We start from the raw sequence: 18916 nt of genomic DNA, 5'->3' as shown, positions 1-18916 counted from the left end.
CGAGGTCCGAAGCAAATCGCCCGGCGTGCGGACGGCCGCCGCGGGAGCGGCCCGGCGAGGGAGGCCCGCGCCGTCGCCGCCCCGGGCGTCACCGCGTCCGAGCAGAGTTGCCCGGGCAACTCTGCTCGGCAGGCCGTCAGGCGGCGGGTGGCGCGGCGCGCTTGAACATCAGGCCGGCCTCGCGGAAGCCGCCGTCGACGTTGAGGGTGTGGCCGTGGACGTAGCGGGCCTCGTCCGAGCACAGGAACACCGCCGCGTCGGCGATCTCCTCGGGCGTGCCGTAGCGCGTCATCGGGATGAGGTAGTTGTAGGCGGCGCGGGTGGCCTGGTCGTGGGCGAACTTCGCCATCTCGGTCTCGATCGCGCCGGGCGCGATGTTGTTGACGTTGATGTTGTGCTCGGCGAGTTCGACCGCCATCACCTTGGTGAGCAGTTCGAGCCCGGCCTTGGCCGAGCCGTAGGCCGCCCGGCCGTTGCCGCCGCGCTGGCCCGACAGCGACGCGATGTTGACGATCTTGCCGCCGCCGACCTTGACCATCTCGCGGGCGCAGGCCTGCGCCACCATGAACGCGCCGGTCAGGTTGATGCCGACGATGCGGTTCCAGTCCTCCAGCTTCAGGTCCAGGAACGGCGTGTTGCCGCCGACCCCGGCGTTGTTGAACAGGACGTCGATCCGCCCGCACGCCTCGACGATCGTCTCGATCATGGCCGCGACGGAGGCGGGATCCGCCACGTTGACGCCGACCCCGAGCGCCCCGCCGCCGAGTTCGGCGGCGGCTTTGCGTGCGCCCTCCTCGTTCACGTCGGCGATGACGACGCGCGCCCCCTCCCTCGCGAACGCCCGGGCGGTCGCGAGCCCGATGCCGCGCGCGCCACCCGTGACCAGGGCGACCTTGTCGAGAAGTCTCTGGGTCATCGCGATCATCCTGCCTTCGAGGTCGGAGCGCCGCGTCTGACCGCGACGAAGAAGTCCGGGCCGCCGACCTGTCCGCCCTTGAGGGCGATCTCCAGCCCGGCGCCGCCGTCGTCGGTGTAGGCGCGGCACAGCGGCGCGCCGGGCGCCATCGGGGCGAGGGCGGCGAGCGCGTCGATGCCGAGCCGGGCCGCGACCCGGCCCGAGGTGTCGCCGCCCGAGATCACCGCCCGGGTCAGCCGGCCTTGCCGCACCACCCGGTTCAGGATCGTGCCGAGCCCGGCGCCGATGCGGTCGTTGACGACCTCCTCGGACAGGCCCGCCGTCCGGGTGGCGTCCCGCAGCGCGGCCACCGCCGGGTCGTCGGGACCGGCGGCGCTGTAGACCAGCGGGTCGCGGCCCCGGCCGAGGGCGGCGAGCGCCGCCTCGCCGGCGCGCCCGACCTCCCGCTCCCAGGCGGCGGGATCGACGGCGAGCGACGGGTCGATCCGCAGGCCCTCGAAGCCGTTCTGGACCGCGTGGGCGATCTGCCCGGCGGTGACCGGCGAGACCGAGCCCGACACCGCGGCGATCCGGTCGACCGGCGGCGGCACCGGGATCGCGGGGGCGGCCGGCAGCAGCCCGGCCTCGCGCCACCACGCCACCAGGGCCGCCCCGACGCCCTGCGAGCCCACCGTGAAGGTCGGCGATCCGCCCTCCTCCCAGATCAGCCGGCCGGCCTCGACCAGGGTCTCGTGGTCGAGCACGTCGAGGGAGACGATGCGGGCGCCGGCCGCCCGGGCGCGGGCGAGGCGGGCCGAGCCCTCGCCGCGCTTCATCGCCACGAAGTCGACGAGGCCGACCGGCAGCGCGGTCTGGCGGGCGAGGTGGCGGCCGAGATCGGCCTCGTCCATCGGCGTCACCGGGTGGCGCGCCATGGTCGGGTGGCGGTCGAGGCGGTGGCCGTCCGGGCCCGCCATCGCGAACAGGTGCCCGAAGCTCTGGTAGCGGCCCATGCCGGGATCGGCGACGAGCATCGGGATCCAGGACTCGGCCCCGACGCGGAAGACTTCGGCGCCGAGTTCGGCGGCGCGCCCGATCGAGCCGACATGCGGCGCCGAATCGAAGGTCGAGCACACCTTGTAGTGCGCCACCGGCGCCCCGAGGCCGGCGAGCAGCCGGAACACCGGCGGCAGGTGCGCGTCCATCCAGGCCGGGCCCTGAGAGCGCGCCATGCCGGCGATGCCGACGGCGCGGTGGCCCGCGAAGGCGGCGAGGCGCTCGGGCGTCGGCGGGGCCAGGAACAGCACCGTGTCGAGCCCGGCGAAGGCCAGCACCTCCATGGCGGCAGACGAGCCGGTGAGGTCGTCGCCGTAGAACGCGACGAGCGGCCCCGGCGGCAGCGGGCGCGGGGTCATGCGGCGGCTCCGAGCGCCCGGCTCAGGTCCGGCCGGTCCCGCGCGTAGTCGGCGAGCGGGATGCCGGCGACGGCGGCGTCCCAGGCCTCGCGCAGGGCCGAGACCCCGGCCGCCGGGCCGTCCGGATGGGCCATGATGCCGCCGCCCGCCGTGACGATGAGGTCGGTCGAGCCGAGTGCGGCGTAGGTGCCGGGCGCCTGGCGCACCCCCTGGCCCGAGGAGAAGACCGGCATCGCGAGGCAGGGCTTGTCGGGAAACAGCGGCGTCAGGCAGGTCCGGGCCGAGTCGACCACGCTGTCGTCGTCCTCGGCGAACTTGTTGGCCAGCCCGTTGACGTGCATGTGGTCGGCCCCGGCGAGCCGCCAGATCTTCTGCCACGCGACGTAGGACCAGCCGAGCAGCGGGTGGCGCGAGAGGTAGCCCCAGCCGTTGCGGTGGGCGTGGATCGGCAGGGTGCCGAACCGGGCGAGCTCGATCATCCCGACGAGCCCGACCGAGTTCAGGCTCGCCATCATGCAGGTCGCGCCCTCCCGCACCAGCAGGTCGTGGCGCCGGCGCATCTGGTCGAGGTCGCCGGTGAGGTTGAACGCGACCATCACCTTCCGGCCGGTGCGGTCGGCATGGGCGTTGACCACCCGCATGACGGCGCGGACGCGGTCGTCGAACGGGCAGTGCGGCCCGTCGGCCTGCAACTCGTCGTCCTTGACGAAGTCGATCCCGCCCTCGCACAGGCTGGCGACGAGGGACGCGGTCTCCTCCGGGCCGAAACCGACGCTCGGCTTGACGATCGTGCCGATCAGCGGTCGGTCCTCGACCCCGGCGAGCCGCCGGGTTCCGGCGATGCCGAAGCGCGGGCCCGGATAGGCGTCGGCGAAGGCTTGCGGCAGGCGGATGTCGAGCAGGCGCAGGCCGGTCACCGGCTTCAGCTCGAACAGGTTGCCGGCGACGGTGGCGAGCAGGTTCGGCAGCGAGGGCCCGAGATTGTCCATCGGCCAGGACAGCGTGACCCGGGCCCGGCGCACCGGGCCGTCGCGACCGCCGGCCGAGGGCAGGGTCGGGCCGGGCGCCTCGTCGAGGAGGTCGAGGCGCTCGACCCGGGCGGCCGAGCGCGCCTTGAGCTCCGGCGTCTCGCCGGGCACCGGCACGAAGGTGCCGCTCGACTGCTCGCCCGCCATGGTCTCGGCGGTGCGGCGCGGGTCGCCCGGCGTCTCCAGCAGGTAGTCGGCTTCGATCCGCAGCGGCGCGGCGGTGGAGACAGAGGTCATGATCGGATCCCCGCTCAGGAGGCGCGGCAGGACAGGCCGCCATCGACCGGGAGGCTGACCCCGGTGATGTAGGCGGCGTCGTCGGAGGCCAGGAACAGGGCCGCCTTGGCGATGTCCCAGGCGGTGCCCATCTTGCCGGTCGGGCAGGCGGCGTCGCGGGCCTTCACCATCGCGTCGGCATCGGCGTACTGGCCGGAGATCTGCTGGAAGATCAGCGGCGTGTTCATCAGCCCGGGCATGATCGCGTTGGCCCGGATGCCGTCGCGGGCGTGCTGGAGCGCGACGCCCATGGTGAAGTTGTTCACCGCCGCCTTGGCGGCGTAGTAGGCCGCGTAGGGGTAGCCGGTATAGCGGATTGCCGCGACCGACGAGACGTTGACGATCGCGCCGGAGCGGCGGGCGATCATGTGCGGCAGCACGTGCTTGCAGGTCAGGAAGCATCCGGTGACGTTGAGGTCGAGGGTGCGCTGCCAGGCGGCCTCGTCGAGCTCGACCGGGCCGCCCATGGTGGCGTAGCCGACGTTGTTGTGCAGGACGTCGATGCGCCCGTGCCGGTCCATCGCCTCGTCCACCACCGCCTTGACCGAGGCGCTGTCGGTGACGTCGCAGGAGGCCGCCGTGGCGCGAAAGCCCTCGCCGGTGATGATGCCGACGGTCTCCTCGGCGGCGGTGCGGTTGATGTCGATGCAGACGACGTGGGCGCCGTTGCGGGCGAACAGCGTCGCGGTGGCCTTGCCGTTGCCCCAGCCCGGCCCGACCGAGCCGGCGCCGAACACGAGGGCGACCTTGTCCTGGAGACGCATGACGGGGTGTCCTTGGGGGTGGGGTGTGAGGGTGCGGCGGGGCAGCGGTCTGGGAAGGACGTGGCGCGTCTCCCCTCTCCCGGGTGGGAGAGGGGCTGGGGGTGAGGGTGGCTCGGGTTCCGAGATGAACTCCCAGCGGCGAGCTGCGCAGCTCGACGGCCTAGGGTCATTGCGGAACCGTCGCCACCCTCACCCCTACCCCTCTCCCACTCGGGAGAGGGGATCCCGCGCTTGATCTTGCAGGGAAATTTCCCGGGGCAGTCCTCGCCCCATCCGGCTCACAGGAAGCCGATGGAGATCCACGGGATCGCGATGACCACGGCGAGGCCGACCAGCAGGGCGAGGATGTAGCCGACGATCGGGCGGATGCCCTCGTCCGGATGGATCCGGCTGATCGCGCAGGCCGCGTAGTAGCCGACGCCGAAGGGCGGGGCGAACAGGCCGACGCCCATCGCCAGGATCACCACCATGGCGTAGTGCACCTCGTGCACCCCGACCTGACGGGCGATCGGGAACATCAGCGGGCCGAACAGCACGATCGCCGGGATGCCCTCCAGCACCGAGCCGAGGATCACGAACGCCACCGCCGAGACGATCAGGAAGCCGAGCGGGCCGCCGGGCAGCGACTTCATCGCGGTGGCGAGCGTCGCCGAGAAGCCCGACTGCGTCAGCGCCCAGGCCATGCCGGTCGCCGCCCCGATGATGAGCAGGATCGCGCCGGACAGGGCCGCCGTCGTCACCAGCATCGGGTAGACCCGCCGGAAGTCGAACTGGCGGTAGATCAGCAGGCCGGCGAGGATCGCGTAGACGATGCCGATGGTCGAGACCTCGGTCGCCGTCGCGACGCCCTCCACCACCGCGGCGCGGATCACGAAGGGCAGCGCCAGCGCCGGGACCGCGATGACGAGCGTCCGGCCGATGACCCGGCCGGACGCGCGCTTGACGTGGCTGAGATCCTCGTCGCGGTAGCGCCACCACACCAGCGCGCACAGGGTGATGCCGAGCACCAGACCCGGCAGCAGGCCGCCGGTGAACAGGGCCGAGATCGAGACGCCGGTGACCGACCCGATGGTGATGAGCACGATCGAGGGCGGGATGGTCTCGGTCTGGGCGCCGGTGGCCGAGAGCAGCGCGACGAGGTCGCCCTCCTTGGCGCCGCGCGCCTTCATCTCGGGAAACAGCACGGGGGCCACCGCCGCCATGTCGGCGGCCTTGGAGCCCGAGATGCCCGAGACGAGGTACATCGCGCCCACCAGCACGTAGTGCAGGCCGCCGCGGACGTGGCCGAGGAGCGAGGCGAGGAAGCCGACCATCGCCTTGGCCATGCCGGTCATCTCGATCAGCAGGCCGAGGAACACGAACAGGGGCACGGCGAGCAGGATCAGGTGGCTCATGCCCTCGTCCATCCGGCCGATCAGCACGAGGGTCGGCAGGCGGGTGGTCAGGGCGAGGTAGGCGAAGGTGGCGATGCCGAAGGTGAAGGCGATCGGCACGCCGGCGAAGACGAGGGCGCCGACGAGGCCGACGAAGAACAGCAGCAGGTTCCAGTTGCCGAGCGGCCGAAACAGCGGGCTGGCGAGGTAGAACGCCGCGATCAGGACGAGCGCCGTGACGATCGCCGCGACGGCGGCCTTGCGGTGGGGCGTGGCGAGGAGCCGGATCACCCCGATCGCCAGCATCAGGCCGATGCCGATCGGCAGGGCGGCGGCGCGCCACGCATTCGAGATCTCGAGTGCCGGCGTGGTGATGAACTGCTCCTCGACCGCGAACTCGATCGCCGGCTCGATGGTGAGGGCGAGGAACGCGACGCTGACCGCGACGGCCAGCGCCTCGAAATACGGGCGCCAGGACGGCCGCATCATCGAGACCAGGGCGGTCATGCGCATGTGCTCGGCACGGCGGAAGGCCACGACGGCGCCGAGCATCGCCAGCCACAGGAACAGCAGCGAGGCGAGTTCGTCCGACCACACCACCGGGCTGTGGAAGACGTAGCGGCTGATGACGCCGAAGAACAGGACCACGATCTCGGCGGCGACGAGCAGCGCGGCCGGCCCCTCGATCAAGAGGCCGATGCCGCGGTCGAGGGCGGCGAGAAGGCCGCGGCCGGAGGCCTGCGGCGGGACGGCGGTGTCGCTTGCGGACGCCATGGCGGCCATGTTGTTCCTCCCTGTTGCGGACCCGGCCCCTTGTGGGACTCGGGCGGACGGCGCGAGAACCGTCCCGGCCCGCCTCTGGCGCAACCTATACCCTGCGACCCGATCGTGACATGACAGATCGGCGCGCCGTTCCGTGAGCCTCGCTCACATCACGGCGTCCGCTCGGGCTGTCGTCGTGCCGCAGGTTCTTCTCGCAGCGGCGGCCGCCGCTCCTGCGAGACCTGCCGAGGAGGACCCGCCCCGTGTCGATGGCCCGCCTGCCGCTGCACGCCCTGCGGGCGTTCGAGGTCACCGCCCGCCTCGGCAGCATGAGCGCGGCGGCGGCGGAGCTCGGCGTCACCCACGGCGCGGTGAGCCGGCACATCAAGGCGCTGGAAGCCCAGTTCGGCCTGCCGCTGCTGGAGCGGCTGTCGCGCTCGGTCGCCCTGACCAGGGAGGGGGCGCAGCTCGCCGCCGGCCTCGCCGAGGCGTTCGACCAGATCCATCTCGCGGTGTCGCAGGTGCAGCCGGGGCCTCTCACCCTGTCGTGCTCGGCGACGATCATGATGTACTGGCTGATCCCGCGGCTGGAGACGTTCAAGCGCCGCCATCCGGCGATCGAATTGCGGCTCAACATCAATTACGGCGAGATCGACTTCATCCGCGACGAGATCAGCGTCGCGATCCGCAACAGCATGTACCGGCCGCCGCCGACCGCGCGGGCGCAGGCGCTGATCGTCGAGGAGATCGGCCCGGTCTGCCACCCGGACTACGCCCGCCGCCTCGGCCTGTCGGAGCCCGACGACCTCAGGCGCGGCCACATCCTGGCGACGGCGACGCGGCTCGGCGCCTGGGACGAGTGGGCCGCGGCGATTGGTCGGCCCGACCTCGGCCTCGTGCCGCAGGAGAGCTACGGCCACTTCTACCTCGTGATCCAGGCGGCCTCCTGCGGCCTCGGCCTCGCGCTCGCCCCGCGCCTGCTGGTGCAGAGTGAGATCCGGTCCGGGCACCTCGTGGCGCCGTTCGGCTTCACCCCCGGTCCGCACCGGCTCGAATTGTGGATCGCCGAGCACCTGCGCGCCCGCCACGACCTGCGCTGCCTCGTCGACTGGATCCAGGACGAGATGGAACGGCTGTGATACGGTTTTGGACGCTTCGTTCGAAAAGCCGTATCACAAGCCCGCGCGGTGGAGCCTTCGGCTCCACACACCTGAGCCAAGGCGGTTTCCGCATCGCGAAGCGATCCAGCAGGGATCGCCGAGCGATCGATCGGAAACCGTATGACCGCCGCACCGGCGTCGACGGTTCGGAAACCCGGCCGGTGCATCCTCCCGCGCACGGAGAACGTGCATCCGCGCGCCCGGACGGGCAAGGTCGCCCAGGTCCGGCACGTCGTGGACGAGTGCGGCACGAGGAGGTGCGTGATGGGGTTCGCGAGGCTTCTGATCGTCGTGGGGCTGGCCGCCGGGGCGGCGCAGGCCCGGGAGGCGGCCGACCAGACCGGGACCGGCGGCGGGCCGGGCTCGACGATCACCGCCCCCTACACCACCTCGACCGGGCAGACGGTGCCGCGGCCGGGTGCGGCGGAGCGGGCCGGGGAGCGGCGCCTCGACGACCTCACCCGCGAGGAACGGCGCAACGACGCGATCGACGACAGCATCTGCCGCGGCTGCCGCTGACCGGGCCGGTGCCGGTGCCGGTTCTTCAGGCCGCGAGCCCGCGGGGCGCGTGCATCGGCGGCTCGGTCGCCTGGACCGCCCGCTCCGCCGCCCGGCGCGACGATTGGGCGGCGACGAGGGCGGCCCAGCGCATCCCGACCTCGCGCTTGGCCACCAGCCGCCCGGCGGCGTCGACCTTGCGCCAGCCGCAGCGGGAGCGCCCGCCCTCGTCGGTCTCGTCGTAGGTCTCGTAGCGGGCGACCAGGGCGCCGGTGCCGTCGTACTCGTCGTGGAACCAGCGCACGCCGTGCGCCCGGCCGCCGCGACTGCGCGAACTGGTGATCACGAGACGATGATGCACCGGAATGCGGAAGATCGTCTCGAACACCGGCGGTTCGAACAGCATGGCGGCTCCTGCCGTGATCGCAGGGCGGAGCGTCTCCGCCCCCTGGGTTTCGCATCGGGTCGGTCGCCGGAGCGGGATTACCGCGGCGGGTGGAGATCGGGGTAGGCCGGCCGGGAGCTTGGCCGGCCCCTCGGCAGCTTGGCCGGCCCCAAGCGAATGGTGCGCTGCGGGATAAACGTCGTCAAGAGTTCATGAACGCGACCTAAGTCGCGGAGCGATGCGGGCGTCGCCCCGGCTCGCCGCTCGCTCGGCCGGAGGCGGCGCGGGCGGTGCCGGGCCTGCCGTTGTGAAATCGCCGGCTCGTGCCCCGCGGCGGCGCCTCCTGGTCGGACGCATCTGGGTCATTGATGCAGATATACCAGCGGACGGGGCGCTTCGTGGGGAACTTGTTGGCGCACGATCGGTTTGTGCTCCGCTGACGATTGGTCAGCCGAGGGCACGAAGGAGCCGGACGTATCGTGACCGCAGGCGTCGACAGGCATGAACTGCAGCAGATCATCGCCGGATTGAGCGAGGGCGTGATCCTGGTCGAGCCCGACCAGACGATCGCCTACGCCAATGCGGCGGCGCTCGCGATGCACGGCGCCGACAGCCTGGACGAGCTCGGGCCGACGGTCGACGCCTACCGCGAGCGGTTCTGCCTGCGCTACCGCAACCACCGCGCGCCCGAGAGCTACCCGATCGAGCGGGTCGTGGCCGGCGAGACCTTCCACGACGTCGTGGTCGAGGTCACCCGGACCGACCGGCCCGACGTGGATTTCACCCATTCCCTGCGCAGCCTCGTCGCCACCGACCGCGAGGGACGGCCGAGCTGCCTCGCGCTGATCCTGAAGGACGTCTCGGACCAGTTCGAGGCCGAGGAGCGGTTCGAGAAGACCTTCAACGCCAACCCGGCCCCGGCGGTGATCGTCCGGCTGTCGGACCTGCGCCACGTGCGGGTCAATACCGGCTTCCTGGAGATGACCGGGCATACCCGCGAGGCGGTGATCGGGCGCAGCGTCTACGAGGTCGACGTGCTGGCCAATGCCCGCAACCGCGAACTCGCGGTGGCGCGGCTGAACCGGGGAGAGACGATCCCGCAGATGGAGGCCTGCCTCGACCTGCCGGACGGCGGCAGCCGCTTCGTCATCGTCGCCGGCCAGCCGATGGAGATGGGCGACGAGCCCTGCATGCTGTTCACCTTCGCCGACCTCGAACTGCGCCGGAAGGCCGAGACCGCCCTGCGCCACAGCGAGGAGCGCTTCGCCAAGGCGTTCCGGCTCACCCCCGTGCCGACCCTCCTGGCGCGGGCCGACGACCTCCAGATCAGCAGCATCAACGAGGCGTTCGGGCGCGTGTTCGGGTTCGGCGAGGACAAGGTCGTCGGGCGCTCGCCGAGCGAGGTCGGCCTGTGGGTGGCGGAGGGCCAGCGCGCGGCGTTCGAGGCGGCGCTCGCCCGCGACGGCTACGTGCTCGGGGTCGAGGTGTGCCTGCGCCACGAGAACGGCACCAACCTCGACTGCCTGATCTCGGCCGAGCGCGTCACCATCAACGACGCCGAGTTCGCGCTGCTGGTCCTGCAGGACATCACCGAGCGCAAGCACACCGAGCGCGAACTGTTCGACGCGATCGAGACGGTGATGGCCGACACGTCGTGGTTCAGCCGGGGCCTGATCGAGAAGCTCGCCAACCTGCGCCGTCCCGGGCGCATCGCCGGCAACGGCGCGGTGCCCGACCTGACCCTGCGCGAGCGCCAGATCCTGAACCTGATCTGCTCGGGCCTCGACGACGACGCCATCGCGAGGAAGCTCGGCCTGTCGCGCAACACGGTCCGCAACCACGGCGCCGCGCTCTACCGCAAGCTCGGCGTCCACCGGCGCACGGACGTCGTCCTGTGGGGCCGCGAGAACGGTTTCCCGGTCCAGGCATCCAGTGCATGAGTCACAGGCTACTGGTATTTCCATACCATTGAAAACACGCTCGGGCCCTACATCTGCGGGACGATCGGAGTTTTCTCGGTCGAGGGAGGTGCTCATGACCGACCCCAAGCGTTCCACCTCCAAACGTTCGACCTCCAAGCGTTCGACATCCAGAGGTTCGACTTCCACCGGGACCGAACAGCTCAAGGGCTCGGTGAAGGAAGCCATCGGCAAGCTCACGGGCGACGCCCGGGTGGAAGCCGAAGGCCGGCGCCAGAAGCACGGGACCCGGCCCCGGGAGGCCGGTCCGCGCGAGGACTGACGCCACGCCGTCCGGCGGCCCGCACCGGGCCGCCGGCCCCAACGCAACCGTCACAGAGGAGAGACACGATGGTCGACACGGATCGGATCACGGGCGCCGCCAGGGACCTCGGCGGCAAGGTGCAGAGCGCGGTCGGGGACCTCACCGGCTCGCAGCGCGACTCGGTCGAGGGCCGGTTCCGCGAGGCGCAGGGCACCGCCGAGAACCTCTACGGTCAGGCCAAGGACACCGTCCGGCACGCCGCCGACGAGGCCCAGGACTACGCCGAGGAGGCCTACGAGCGCGGCGGCCACTACCTGCGCCGCGGCACCCGCGAGGTGAGCCATCAGGTCGCCGAGTACCCGCTCGCCTCCCTGGTCATCGCCGGCCTCGTCGGCTTCGGCCTCGGCCTCCTCGTCCGGGGCAGCCGCGACTGAGCCGCGCCCGATCGTTCCGCGGCCGGCCCGGAGAGGGGCCGGCCGGCGCAAACGATCGACCCGCATGCCCGTACACCCGGAGTAACGACGTGACCCTTCAGACCCCCGTCTCGCCCCTGGCCGCCGAGGCGCATGCCGACACGCGGGCCGTCCTGCTCAACCAGGTCTCCTGGGGCGCCGTGTTCGCCGGCGCCGTCACCGCCCTGGTGACCCAGGTGATCCTGAACCTCCTCGGCGTCGGCATCGGGCTGGCCTCGGTCGGCACCAACGCCGCCGACAACCCGGCCGCCTCGACCGTCTCGCTCGGCGCCGGCCTGTGGTTCGTGATCTCGGGCATCGTCGCCTCGCTCGCCGGCGGCGCCATCGCCGGCCGGCTGTCGGGCAAGCCCCTGCCCGGCGCGGCGGCCCTGCACGGCCTCGTTTCCTGGGCGGTGACGACGCTCGTCGTGATCTACCTCATCACCTCGGCCGCGAGCGGGCTCGTCGGCGGCACCCTGAGCACGGTCTCGGGCGCGCTCGGCGGCGCCGGCAACCTCGTCGGCGGCACGGTCCAGACCGCCGCCCAGGCCGCCGCCCCCTCGCTGTCGAAGCTCCAGAACCCGCTCGAGGGGATCGAGGACAAGGTGCGCGAGCAGGCGGCCGGCCAGGACCCGCAGGCGGCCCGCGACGCCGCGGTGGCGGCGGTGCGCGCGCTGATCACCGGCGACGCCGCGCAGAAGCAGCAGGCCGAGTCCCGCGCCGCCGACGCGCTCGCCAAGGCCCAGAACGTCCCGGTCGAGCAGGCCCGCCAGCAGGTCCAGGACTACCAGAAGCAGTACGACCAGGCGGTCGCCACCGCCAAGCAGAAGGCCGAGGCCGCGGCGGTCGCGGCCAAGTCGGCGGCGACCCAGGGCGCCTTCTACGCCGCCCTCGGGCTGATCCTCGGCGCCGTCGCCGCCTTCCTGGGCGGCCGCCTCGGTGCCCCGAAGGCCGCGACCCTCGTCGGCGCCTACGACGGCCGCCGGTACTGACGTCCCGGTCCCCGCCGCCTCCGGCGGGGCCCCCCCGCATCCCCGGTCTCCGCCGCCTCCGGCGGGGGCCCCCGCGGCCGGCGGACCCGGCCACCCGCTCCACGGGAGATCATTCGATGAGCAGCACCACCGACACGATCAAGGGCCTCGCCAACGAGGCGCTCGGCAACGTCAAGCAGGGCATCGGCAAGGCGACCGGCAACGATTCGCTCGTCGCCGAGGGCAAGGCCCAGGAGATCAAGGGCGAGGCCCAGCGCACGGTCGGCGAGGCCAAGGACGGCCTGCACAAGGCCGCCGACGTCATCACCGGCCGCAAGTGAGCGCCGGCCTCGCGTGAGGCCAGGCCGGCGGAGCCGCCCGGCCCCGCCCCCACCCCATTCGCAACCCGGGAGAACCGCATGAACCGCGACCAGATCCGCGGCACGGCCCGTCACCTGAAGGGTCGCGCCCAGTCCACCCTCGGCAGCCTCACGGGCGATCCCGCCCGGCAGGTGCGGGGGGCCGTGAACCAGGTCGCCGGCGGCGCCCAATACGTCTATGGCCGCGCCCGCGACCGGGCCGAGGACCTCGCCGAGGACGGCCGCCATCTGGTGCACGCCGCTCGCGAGCGCGCCGACCACCTCGTCGACGACGGCCGGCATCTCGCCCGCCACGCCCGCCGCCGCGGCGAGGCCTACGGCCGCGGCGCCCTGCGCTACGCCGACGACCACCGCGCCCGCACGGCGCTCGGCATCGCCGCCCTGGCCTTCGCGGCCGGGTGGCTCGCCCGCCGCACCCGCTGACCGAGGAGACCCCCCATGCTGCGCAAGATCCTGACGGTATTCGTCCTGCCGCGCGTCATCGCCTATCTCGGCCGCCGCTACGGCCGCCGCGGCCAGCCGCACCGGACCCGCTGAACGAACGGCGACGACCGGATCGAAGCCCCTCCCCCGCGGCACGTCCCTGCCCGGGGGCGGGCCGCCCCGGTCCACCCGTCCGGGAGTCCGCGATGCCGCGATTCGCCAGCCCGTTCCTGCGCCCGGAGATCGTCTTCCTGGCGCTCGCGATCCTGCTCGGCGGCGCGGCGGCGGCGGCGTACTGGGCGACGCGCGCCACCGTGCTCACCGTCGCGGTCGCCCCGCGCGACGGCACCGAGCCCGCCCTGATCCAGGCCTATGCCGACGCGCTCGCGCGCCGGCACAAGGAGATCCGCCTGCGGATCCTGCCCTTCGACGACGTGCGCGACAGCGCCGCGGCCCTGCGCGACGGCGTGGCCGACCTCGCGGTGGTGCGCCCCGACGTCGACCTGCCCGACAACGGCCTGACCCTCGCGATCCTGCGCGACCAGGCGATGATCATCGCCTCGCCCGAGACCTCGGGCATCGGCCGCTTCGCCGACCTCGACCGCAAGCGCCTCGCGATCCTCGCCCATCGCGACGCCGACGAGGCGCTGATCCGGGCGATGCTCGGCCATTACGGCCTGACCCTGACCGACAAGGACGTCGACGGCCCGCTGCCGCCGCGCCACGTCGCCCTGATCGGCGTCGAGGAAACCGAGCTCGCCGCCGCCTTCGCGCGCCGGCGCGTCGACGCGGTGGTCGCGGTCACCGCCCCCACCGCCGCGACGGCGCAGCGCATCGTCGGCATCGTCCAGGCGGCGAGCCGCAGCCGCAGGGTCTCGTTCGTCGACGTCGAGAACGCCGAGGCGATCGTCGCCCGGATGCCGCGGCTCCAGGTCGTGACGATGCCGGCCGAGACCTTCGGCGGCAGCCCGAAGGTGCCGCAGGACGAGGTCCGCACCGTCGGCGCCTCCTACCGGCTGATGGCCCGATCCAGCCTGTCCCGCCCGGTCGCCGCCGACGTGACCCAGCACCTGTTCGAACTGCGCAGCGGCATGGCGAACGCGACCCCGGCCGCCGACTACATGCAGGCGCCGGCCTACGACAGCACCGCCGGGGCGACGAGCGCCCGGCTGCCGATCCATCCCGGCGCCGTCGACTATTTCGAGCGCGAGCAGCAGGGCTTCGTCGAGCGCTACGAGACCTGGATCTACCTCGTGGCGTTCCTCGGCGGCGGCATCGGCTCGGGCTTCGCGTGGATCGGGCAGCGGCTGTCGCGGCTGCGCCGCGAGCGGGTCGAGGAGGCGACCGACCGGCTGCTGCAGATCCGCCACGAGGCGCAGGAGACCGCCGACCCCGCCCGGCTCGATGCCCTGGCGCGGGAGATCGACGACCTCGCCGGCGACATCGCCCGGCACGCGCTGGAGCGGCCGACCCAGGCCCGGACGATGTCGGCGGCGGCGATCGCGATCGACGCCGCGCGCTCGACCGTCAAGCGCGCGACCGCCGCCGGCCGGCTCGCCGAGGACGGCTCCGACCTGTCCTGCCGGACGCTCTCCTCCTCCGAGGCCGCCTGACGGCGCGCCTTCCCTCCTTCACCCCCGGGCCCGCGCGGCCCCAACCGAGGACGACGACGATGAGCAAGGGATATCCGTCGATGACCGCCCTGCTGGGCCTGCTGGCGGTGGCCGGCTACCAGAACCGGGACAAGATCGCCGAATGGCTCGGCGGCGCCAGCCGGGACGCCCACCGCTCGCCGGTGCCGCCGGTGCCGGGCACGAATGCGGGCACCGGGGTGCCGGCGAATCTCGACCGCCTGCTCGGCGGCGCGGGCGCGGGCGGGGTCGGCGGCCTGATCGCGGGCGGGCTCGGCGAACTCATGGATCACTTCACCCGCGGCGGCCACGGGCCGGCGGCGCAGTCGTGGATCGATCACGGACCGAACCGCGACATCCCGGCGGCGGATCTGGAGCGGGCGATCGGGCCCGAGACCCTCGCCGCCCTGGAGGAGCGCACCGGCCTGACCCGCACCGAGCTGCTGGCGCGGCTGTCGCGCGACCTGCCCTCGGCGGTGGACCGCTACTCGCCGGACGGGCGCCTGCCGGTCCTCGGCTGAGCCCGCGCCGCTCAGCCGGCCGCGGCCGGCGCGTAGGCGGCCGGGTCGACCCGGCCCGGCCGCCCGTCCAGGCTCAGGGCCGCGACCCGGGCCGGGGTGCGGGCGACGACCCGGCCGCGGCGCACCACCGCGAGCCGCGGCGGGCGCAGGCGGATCGCCTCGATCGGGTCGCGGGCCTGGAGCAGCACGAGGTCGGCGTGGGCGCCGACATGGAGGCCGTAATCCTCCAGCCCCATCACGGCGGCGGCCCGGGTCGTCACCGCCTCGAAGGCCTCGCGCATCGCCTCGCGGCTCGTCGTCTGGGCGACGTGCAGGCCCATATGGGCGACGTCGAGCATCTCGGCGTGGCCGAGCGAGTACCACGGGTCCATGCAGCAATCCTGCCCGAACGCCACGGTGAGCCCCTGGGCGCGCAGTTCCGGCACCCGGGTCAGGCCGCGGCGCTTCGGGTAGGTGTCGTGCCGGCCCTGGAGGACGATGTTGATGAGGGGATTGGCCACCACGCCGAGTTCCGCCTCGGCCATCAGGGTCATCAGCTTCGAGACGTAGTAGTTGTCCATCGAGTGCATCGAGGTCAGGTGCGAGCCCGCGACCCGGCCCGCGAGCCCGTGGCGCAGGGTCTCGGCGGCCAGCGTCTCGACGTGGCGCGACAGCGGGTCGTCGGTCTCGTCGCAATGGACGTCGACCCGCAGGCCGCGCTCGGCGGCGATGCGGCACAGGCGGCGCAGCGACTCGGCGCCGTCCTCCATCGTGCGCTCGAAATGCGGGATGCCGCCGACCACCTCGACGCCACGGTCGAGCGCCCGCTCCAGGTTTTGCGCGGCGGTCGGCGACCGCAGGTAGCCGTCCTGCGGGAAGGCGACGAGCTGGAGGTCGAGATAGGGCGCGACCCGCCGCTTCACGTCGAGGAGCGCATCGACGGCGAGCAGCCGGTCGTCGCAGACGTCGACGTGGCTGCGCACGGCGAGCAGCCCTTGCGACACCGCGAGGTCGCAGTAGCGCAGCGCCCGCTCCACCACCGCCTCGTGGGTGAGCAGCGGCTTCAGCTCGCCCCACAGCGCGATGCCTTCGAGCAGCGTGCCCGACGCGTTGAGCCGCGGCAGCCCGAGGGAGAGCGTCGCGTCCATGTGGAAGTGGCAATCGACGAAGGGCGGCGACACGAGGTGCCCGGCGGCGTCGATCTCGTCGGCCGCCCGCGCCGGGATGGCCGGCTCGATCCCGACGATGCGCCCGCCCGCCACCGCGATGTCCTGGCCGCGGCGCCCGTCCGGCAGGGTGGCGTCGCGGACGATGAGGTCGATGGTCATGGACGTGGTCCCCGGCAGGCCCGTCCCGGTGACGGCCTCCGAAGGGGCGCGGGATCGGGCCGCTTCCCTCCCATTGCCCGCGAAGGCCGCCGACGCAAGGCCGGGCCGTTCCGGGGGGACCCGCCGGCGCCACCCGTCCGAATGCGGACGCCCCCTGCCTCAAGGGAGCGATGGTTGACACGTCCCTATGATGACAAATTGCCTGGCGTTTAAAGCTCGTTTACCAAGTATTAACAAAATATTCATTTTTGAATATTCTAATCGGGGCGGGGAACATTCTCGGGGGCCAATGTGCGTATCTTTACCGTTCGTAATATCCTGCTCGTCCTGGTGATGGCGATCGGCGCCATCTCCCTGGTGCTGTCGTCACGGATGCTGATGGTGGCGGCGGACCAGAACAGGAGGGCCGAGACCGCCGTCAGCCTCGCGGTCCTCGACCGGAACCTGTTCGTCGGCCTGTCACAGTTGCGGATCGAGCGCGGCTACGCGTTGAACGCCCTGGGCATGGAGCCCGGCGCCAACCGCCAGCGCCGGCAGCAATCCACGGATGCCCGGGCGCCGTTCGACACGGCGATGGACGCCGCGGTGCAGGCTCTGACCGCCCTGCCGAAGGTGGCCGCGCCCGGGGCCGAGATCGGCTCTCTCATCGTGGATTGGCGGCGTCTGCGGCCCGAGGTCGACGCCGCCTACGAGCAGAGCCTGGCCAGCCGCGACAAGACGCTGCCCAAGCGCGTGAACGACGTCGCAGAGAAGATTCTCGGGATCCTGCGGACCACCTCCGACGTGATCGACGCCGAGATCCAGACCCTCGAGCCGGGGCTCGGCGTCCTGCTCAACACCCGGGCGACGACGTGGCTGGCCCGGACGACCAGCGGCCGCTTCGGCTTCCTCGTCAACGAGGCTATGGCCGGCGATCGGGCCCTGAGCGCCGCGCATGGCATCGAGGTCCGCGAGAACGATGCCCAATCCGAGCTGGCCTGGACCGTCGTCGGTCGAATGATCGCGGCCGGCGACGTCGGTCAGGCGGTTCGCGACGCCCATGTCCGCGGCACCACCCTGTACTTCTCCGGTCCGTTCCAGCGCATCCGCAAGGAGGCGGTCGCGGCGGCCTCCGAGGGCCGGAAGATGCCGCTGGACCCCGCGGCGTGGTGGTCCGGTCTGTTCGAGGGTCAGGCGGCCATCGTCGACATGGCTCTCGCAGTGATGGACGACGTCGTGGCGCAGGCGCGGCTGCGCGCGGACGCGGCACGGATGACCTTCACCCTCTACGCGCTCCTCACCGGCGTGGTCGGTCTCCTGGTCGTGAGCGCGGTCGTGATCGTGCAGCGTCGCGTCGTGCGCGGCATCCTCGACCTCGCGGGGGCGATGGCGCACCTCGCGGACGGGCGCCTCGAGACCACCGTTCCGGGCGCGGCGCGTCGCGACGAGATCGGCGCGATGGCGCGGACGGTCGAGGTGTTCAGGGACGGCATGATCCGCGCCCGGGCGCTCGAGGCCGAGACGGCCCAGGCGCGTCTCGACGCGGAGGAGCAGCGCAAGATCGCCATGCGCCGGGTGGCCGACGAGTTCGAGGCGGCGGTCGGCGGCATCGTCCAGCGCGTGTCGTCCTCGTCCGGCGAACTCCAGGCCACGGCCTCGGCGATGACCGCCGCCGCCTCGGCGACGGCCGCGCAATCCACGACGGTGGCCGCGGCCGCCGAGGAGGCCAGCACCAACGTCAACACCGTGGCGGCCGCGGCGGAGCAACTCGGTGCCTCGGTGGCCGAGATCGGCCGTCAGGTCGACGGGTCCGCGGCGCTGGCCCAGGCCGTCGCCACCGAAGCCGAGCAGACCGCCGCGCACGTGCACGCCCTCAGCACCACCGTGGCGCGGATCGGCGACGTCGTGGCGCTGATCTCGACCATTGCCAGCCAGACCAACCTGCTGGCGCTCAACGCCACCATCGAGGCGGCCCGGGCCGGCGAGGCGGGACGGGGCTTCGCGGTCGTCGCCGCCGAGGTCAAGGCGCTCGCCGACCAGACCGCCAAGGCCACCGAGGAGATCGGACGGCAGATCGGGCAGGTGCAGGGCGCGACCGGACAGGCGGTGAGCGCGATCGGCAGCATCGACACCCGCATCCGCGAGATCAGCCGCGTCGCCGCCTCGATCGCCTCGTCGGTCGAACAGCAGAGCGCGGCCACGCGGGAGATCGTCTCGAACGTGAGTCAGGCGGCCACCGGGACGAGCGAGGTGACCCACACCATCGCGGGCGTGGCCGAGGCGGCCGAGGGCACGGGGGCGGCGGCGAGCCAGGTGCTCGCCTCGGCCTCGGACCTGTCGCAGCAATCCGACCAGCTCTCGGCCCAGGTCGCCCGCTTCCTCGCCACCGTGCGGGCCGCCTGACCGGCCGGGCGCGGGCCGCGTTCATCCCCGACAGGGGCCACCGCGCCACGGAGCGGTGGCCCGATCTTCC

General features: G+C 72.8%; 18 protein-coding genes. 11 read left to right on the top strand and 7 right to left on the bottom strand.

All coding sequences use genetic code 11. The features are described 5' to 3' along the window. Positions 1 to 136: 136 nt before the first annotated feature. The 5 genes from EOE48_RS23495 to EOE48_RS23475 all read right to left on the bottom strand — a co-directional run bounded on the left by EOE48_RS23495 (position 137) and on the right by EOE48_RS23475 (position 6525). Positions 137 to 916 carry an SDR family NAD(P)-dependent oxidoreductase gene (locus tag EOE48_RS23495; RefSeq protein ID WP_127733318.1) on the bottom strand — a complete coding sequence of 260 codons (780 nt, stop codon included), beginning with the start codon at positions 914 to 916 and terminating at the stop codon, positions 137 to 139. Positions 917 to 921: 5 nt separating this feature from the next. Beyond that, positions 922 to 2310, bottom strand: coding sequence for a four-carbon acid sugar kinase family protein (locus tag EOE48_RS23490; protein ID WP_127733317.1), 1389 nt, complete (start codon positions 2308 to 2310; stop codon positions 922 to 924). After that, complete coding sequence (locus tag EOE48_RS23485) at positions 2307 to 3575, bottom strand: ribulose-bisphosphate carboxylase large subunit family protein (protein ID WP_127733316.1); 1269 nt, start codon at positions 3573 to 3575, stop codon at positions 2307 to 2309. Before EOE48_RS23485 ends, EOE48_RS23490 begins: the two co-directional genes overlap by 4 nt. 14 nt (positions 3576 to 3589) lie before the next feature. Continuing rightward, positions 3590 to 4378, bottom strand: coding sequence for an SDR family NAD(P)-dependent oxidoreductase (locus tag EOE48_RS23480; protein WP_127733315.1), 789 nt, complete (start codon positions 4376 to 4378; stop codon positions 3590 to 3592). Between the two features lie 278 nt (positions 4379 to 4656). Then, positions 4657 to 6525 carry a TRAP transporter large permease gene (locus EOE48_RS23475; RefSeq protein WP_246154760.1) on the bottom strand — a complete coding sequence of 623 codons (1869 nt, stop codon included), beginning with the start codon at positions 6523 to 6525 and terminating at the stop codon, positions 4657 to 4659. 257 nt (positions 6526 to 6782) lie between these two features. On the opposite strand from EOE48_RS23475, the gene EOE48_RS23470 reads away from it, so the two are divergent. Both EOE48_RS23470 and EOE48_RS23465 read left to right on the top strand, forming a co-directional pair. Then, positions 6783 to 7652, top strand: a complete 870-nt coding sequence (locus tag EOE48_RS23470; protein ID WP_246154758.1) for a LysR substrate-binding domain-containing protein — start codon at positions 6783 to 6785, stop codon at positions 7650 to 7652. Between the two features lie 285 nt (positions 7653 to 7937). After that, positions 7938 to 8192, top strand: a complete 255-nt coding sequence (locus tag EOE48_RS23465) for a hypothetical protein (RefSeq protein ID WP_127733312.1) — start codon at positions 7938 to 7940, stop codon at positions 8190 to 8192. 25 nt (positions 8193 to 8217) lie between these two features. Here the strand turns inward: EOE48_RS23465 and EOE48_RS23460 are convergent, their stop codons facing one another. Then, complete coding sequence (locus tag EOE48_RS23460) at positions 8218 to 8577, bottom strand: hypothetical protein (protein WP_127733311.1); 360 nt, start codon at positions 8575 to 8577, stop codon at positions 8218 to 8220. A gap of 458 nt (positions 8578 to 9035) precedes the next feature. Here EOE48_RS23460 and EOE48_RS23455 point away from each other — a divergent pair, with 458 nt between their 5' ends. From EOE48_RS23455 to EOE48_RS23420, 8 genes are all read left to right on the top strand, one after another. Further along, the gene (locus EOE48_RS23455) at positions 9036 to 10496 is read left to right on the top strand and encodes a PAS domain S-box protein (RefSeq protein ID WP_127733310.1); all 1461 of its coding nucleotides are present in this window, start codon (positions 9036 to 9038) and stop codon (positions 10494 to 10496) included. Between the two features lie 94 nt (positions 10497 to 10590). Beyond that, the gene (locus EOE48_RS23450) at positions 10591 to 10797 is read left to right on the top strand and encodes a CsbD family protein (RefSeq protein WP_127733309.1); all 207 of its coding nucleotides are present in this window, start codon (positions 10591 to 10593) and stop codon (positions 10795 to 10797) included. Between the two features lie 68 nt (positions 10798 to 10865). Next, positions 10866 to 11213 (top strand): CsbD family protein, encoded by a 348-nt coding sequence (locus tag EOE48_RS23445; protein WP_127733308.1) that lies wholly within the window; start codon positions 10866 to 10868, stop codon positions 11211 to 11213. 89 nt (positions 11214 to 11302) lie between these two features. Continuing rightward, a complete protein-coding gene (locus EOE48_RS23440) occupies positions 11303 to 12223 on the top strand; it encodes a PhnA-like protein (RefSeq protein WP_127733307.1) in 921 nt (306 codons plus the stop codon). Between the two features lie 116 nt (positions 12224 to 12339). Beyond that, positions 12340 to 12543: a CsbD family protein gene (locus EOE48_RS23435; RefSeq protein ID WP_127733306.1), complete on the top strand. Its 204-nt coding sequence runs from the start codon at positions 12340 to 12342 to the stop codon at positions 12541 to 12543. Positions 12544 to 12621: 78 nt separating this feature from the next. Continuing rightward, the gene (locus EOE48_RS23430) at positions 12622 to 13005 is read left to right on the top strand and encodes a CsbD family protein (RefSeq protein ID WP_127733305.1); all 384 of its coding nucleotides are present in this window, start codon (positions 12622 to 12624) and stop codon (positions 13003 to 13005) included. Positions 13006 to 13211: 206 nt separating this feature from the next. Further along, the gene (locus tag EOE48_RS23425) at positions 13212 to 14618 is read left to right on the top strand and encodes a TAXI family TRAP transporter solute-binding subunit (RefSeq protein ID WP_127733304.1); all 1407 of its coding nucleotides are present in this window, start codon (positions 13212 to 13214) and stop codon (positions 14616 to 14618) included. 59 nt (positions 14619 to 14677) lie between these two features. Beyond that, the gene (locus EOE48_RS23420; RefSeq protein ID WP_127733303.1) at positions 14678 to 15157 is read left to right on the top strand and encodes a YidB family protein; all 480 of its coding nucleotides are present in this window, start codon (positions 14678 to 14680) and stop codon (positions 15155 to 15157) included. Between the two features lie 11 nt (positions 15158 to 15168). On the opposite strand, the gene EOE48_RS23415 is transcribed toward EOE48_RS23420, so the two are convergent. After that, the gene (locus tag EOE48_RS23415; RefSeq protein ID WP_127733302.1) at positions 15169 to 16464 is read right to left on the bottom strand and encodes an amidohydrolase family protein; all 1296 of its coding nucleotides are present in this window, start codon (positions 16462 to 16464) and stop codon (positions 15169 to 15171) included. Positions 16465 to 16755: 291 nt separating this feature from the next. Here EOE48_RS23415 and EOE48_RS23410 point away from each other — a divergent pair, with 291 nt between their 5' ends. After that, positions 16756 to 18846: a methyl-accepting chemotaxis protein gene (locus EOE48_RS23410; RefSeq protein WP_246154747.1), complete on the top strand. Its 2091-nt coding sequence runs from the start codon at positions 16756 to 16758 to the stop codon at positions 18844 to 18846. Positions 18847 to 18916: the final 70 nt, after the last annotated feature.

It is taken from the genome of Methylobacterium oryzihabitans (genome assembly GCF_004004555.2).
GTDB classification, from domain to species: domain Bacteria; phylum Pseudomonadota; class Alphaproteobacteria; order Rhizobiales; family Beijerinckiaceae; genus Methylobacterium; species Methylobacterium oryzihabitans.
The sequence above is the reverse complement of the archived record's forward strand: the minus strand, read 5'-3'. Positions and strand labels throughout refer to the sequence as shown.

Coding starts and splice junctions, on each gene's coding strand:
- EOE48_RS23475 (WP_246154760.1), bottom strand. CDS start 6,525: ATGGCGTCCGCAAGCGACACCGCCGTCCCGCCGCAGGCCTCCGGCCGC.
- EOE48_RS23495 (WP_127733318.1), bottom strand. CDS start 916: ATGACCCAGAGACTTCTCGACAAGGTCGCCCTGGTCACGGGTGGCGCG.
- EOE48_RS23485 (WP_127733316.1), bottom strand. CDS start 3,575: ATGACCTCTGTCTCCACCGCCGCGCCGCTGCGGATCGAAGCCGACTAC.
- EOE48_RS23470 (WP_246154758.1), top strand. CDS start 6,783: ATGGCCCGCCTGCCGCTGCACGCCCTGCGGGCGTTCGAGGTCACCGCC.
- EOE48_RS23480 (WP_127733315.1), bottom strand. CDS start 4,378: ATGCGTCTCCAGGACAAGGTCGCCCTCGTGTTCGGCGCCGGCTCGGTC.
- EOE48_RS23445 (WP_127733308.1), top strand. CDS start 10,866: ATGGTCGACACGGATCGGATCACGGGCGCCGCCAGGGACCTCGGCGGC.
- EOE48_RS23420 (WP_127733303.1), top strand. CDS start 14,678: ATGAGCAAGGGATATCCGTCGATGACCGCCCTGCTGGGCCTGCTGGCG.
- EOE48_RS23425 (WP_127733304.1), top strand. CDS start 13,212: ATGCCGCGATTCGCCAGCCCGTTCCTGCGCCCGGAGATCGTCTTCCTG.
- EOE48_RS23490 (WP_127733317.1), bottom strand. CDS start 2,310: ATGACCCCGCGCCCGCTGCCGCCGGGGCCGCTCGTCGCGTTCTACGGC.
- EOE48_RS23435 (WP_127733306.1), top strand. CDS start 12,340: ATGAGCAGCACCACCGACACGATCAAGGGCCTCGCCAACGAGGCGCTC.
- EOE48_RS23430 (WP_127733305.1), top strand. CDS start 12,622: ATGAACCGCGACCAGATCCGCGGCACGGCCCGTCACCTGAAGGGTCGC.
- EOE48_RS23415 (WP_127733302.1), bottom strand. CDS start 16,464: ATGACCATCGACCTCATCGTCCGCGACGCCACCCTGCCGGACGGGCGC.
- EOE48_RS23465 (WP_127733312.1), top strand. CDS start 7,938: ATGGGGTTCGCGAGGCTTCTGATCGTCGTGGGGCTGGCCGCCGGGGCG.
- EOE48_RS23450 (WP_127733309.1), top strand. CDS start 10,591: ATGACCGACCCCAAGCGTTCCACCTCCAAACGTTCGACCTCCAAGCGT.
- EOE48_RS23460 (WP_127733311.1), bottom strand. CDS start 8,577: ATGCTGTTCGAACCGCCGGTGTTCGAGACGATCTTCCGCATTCCGGTG.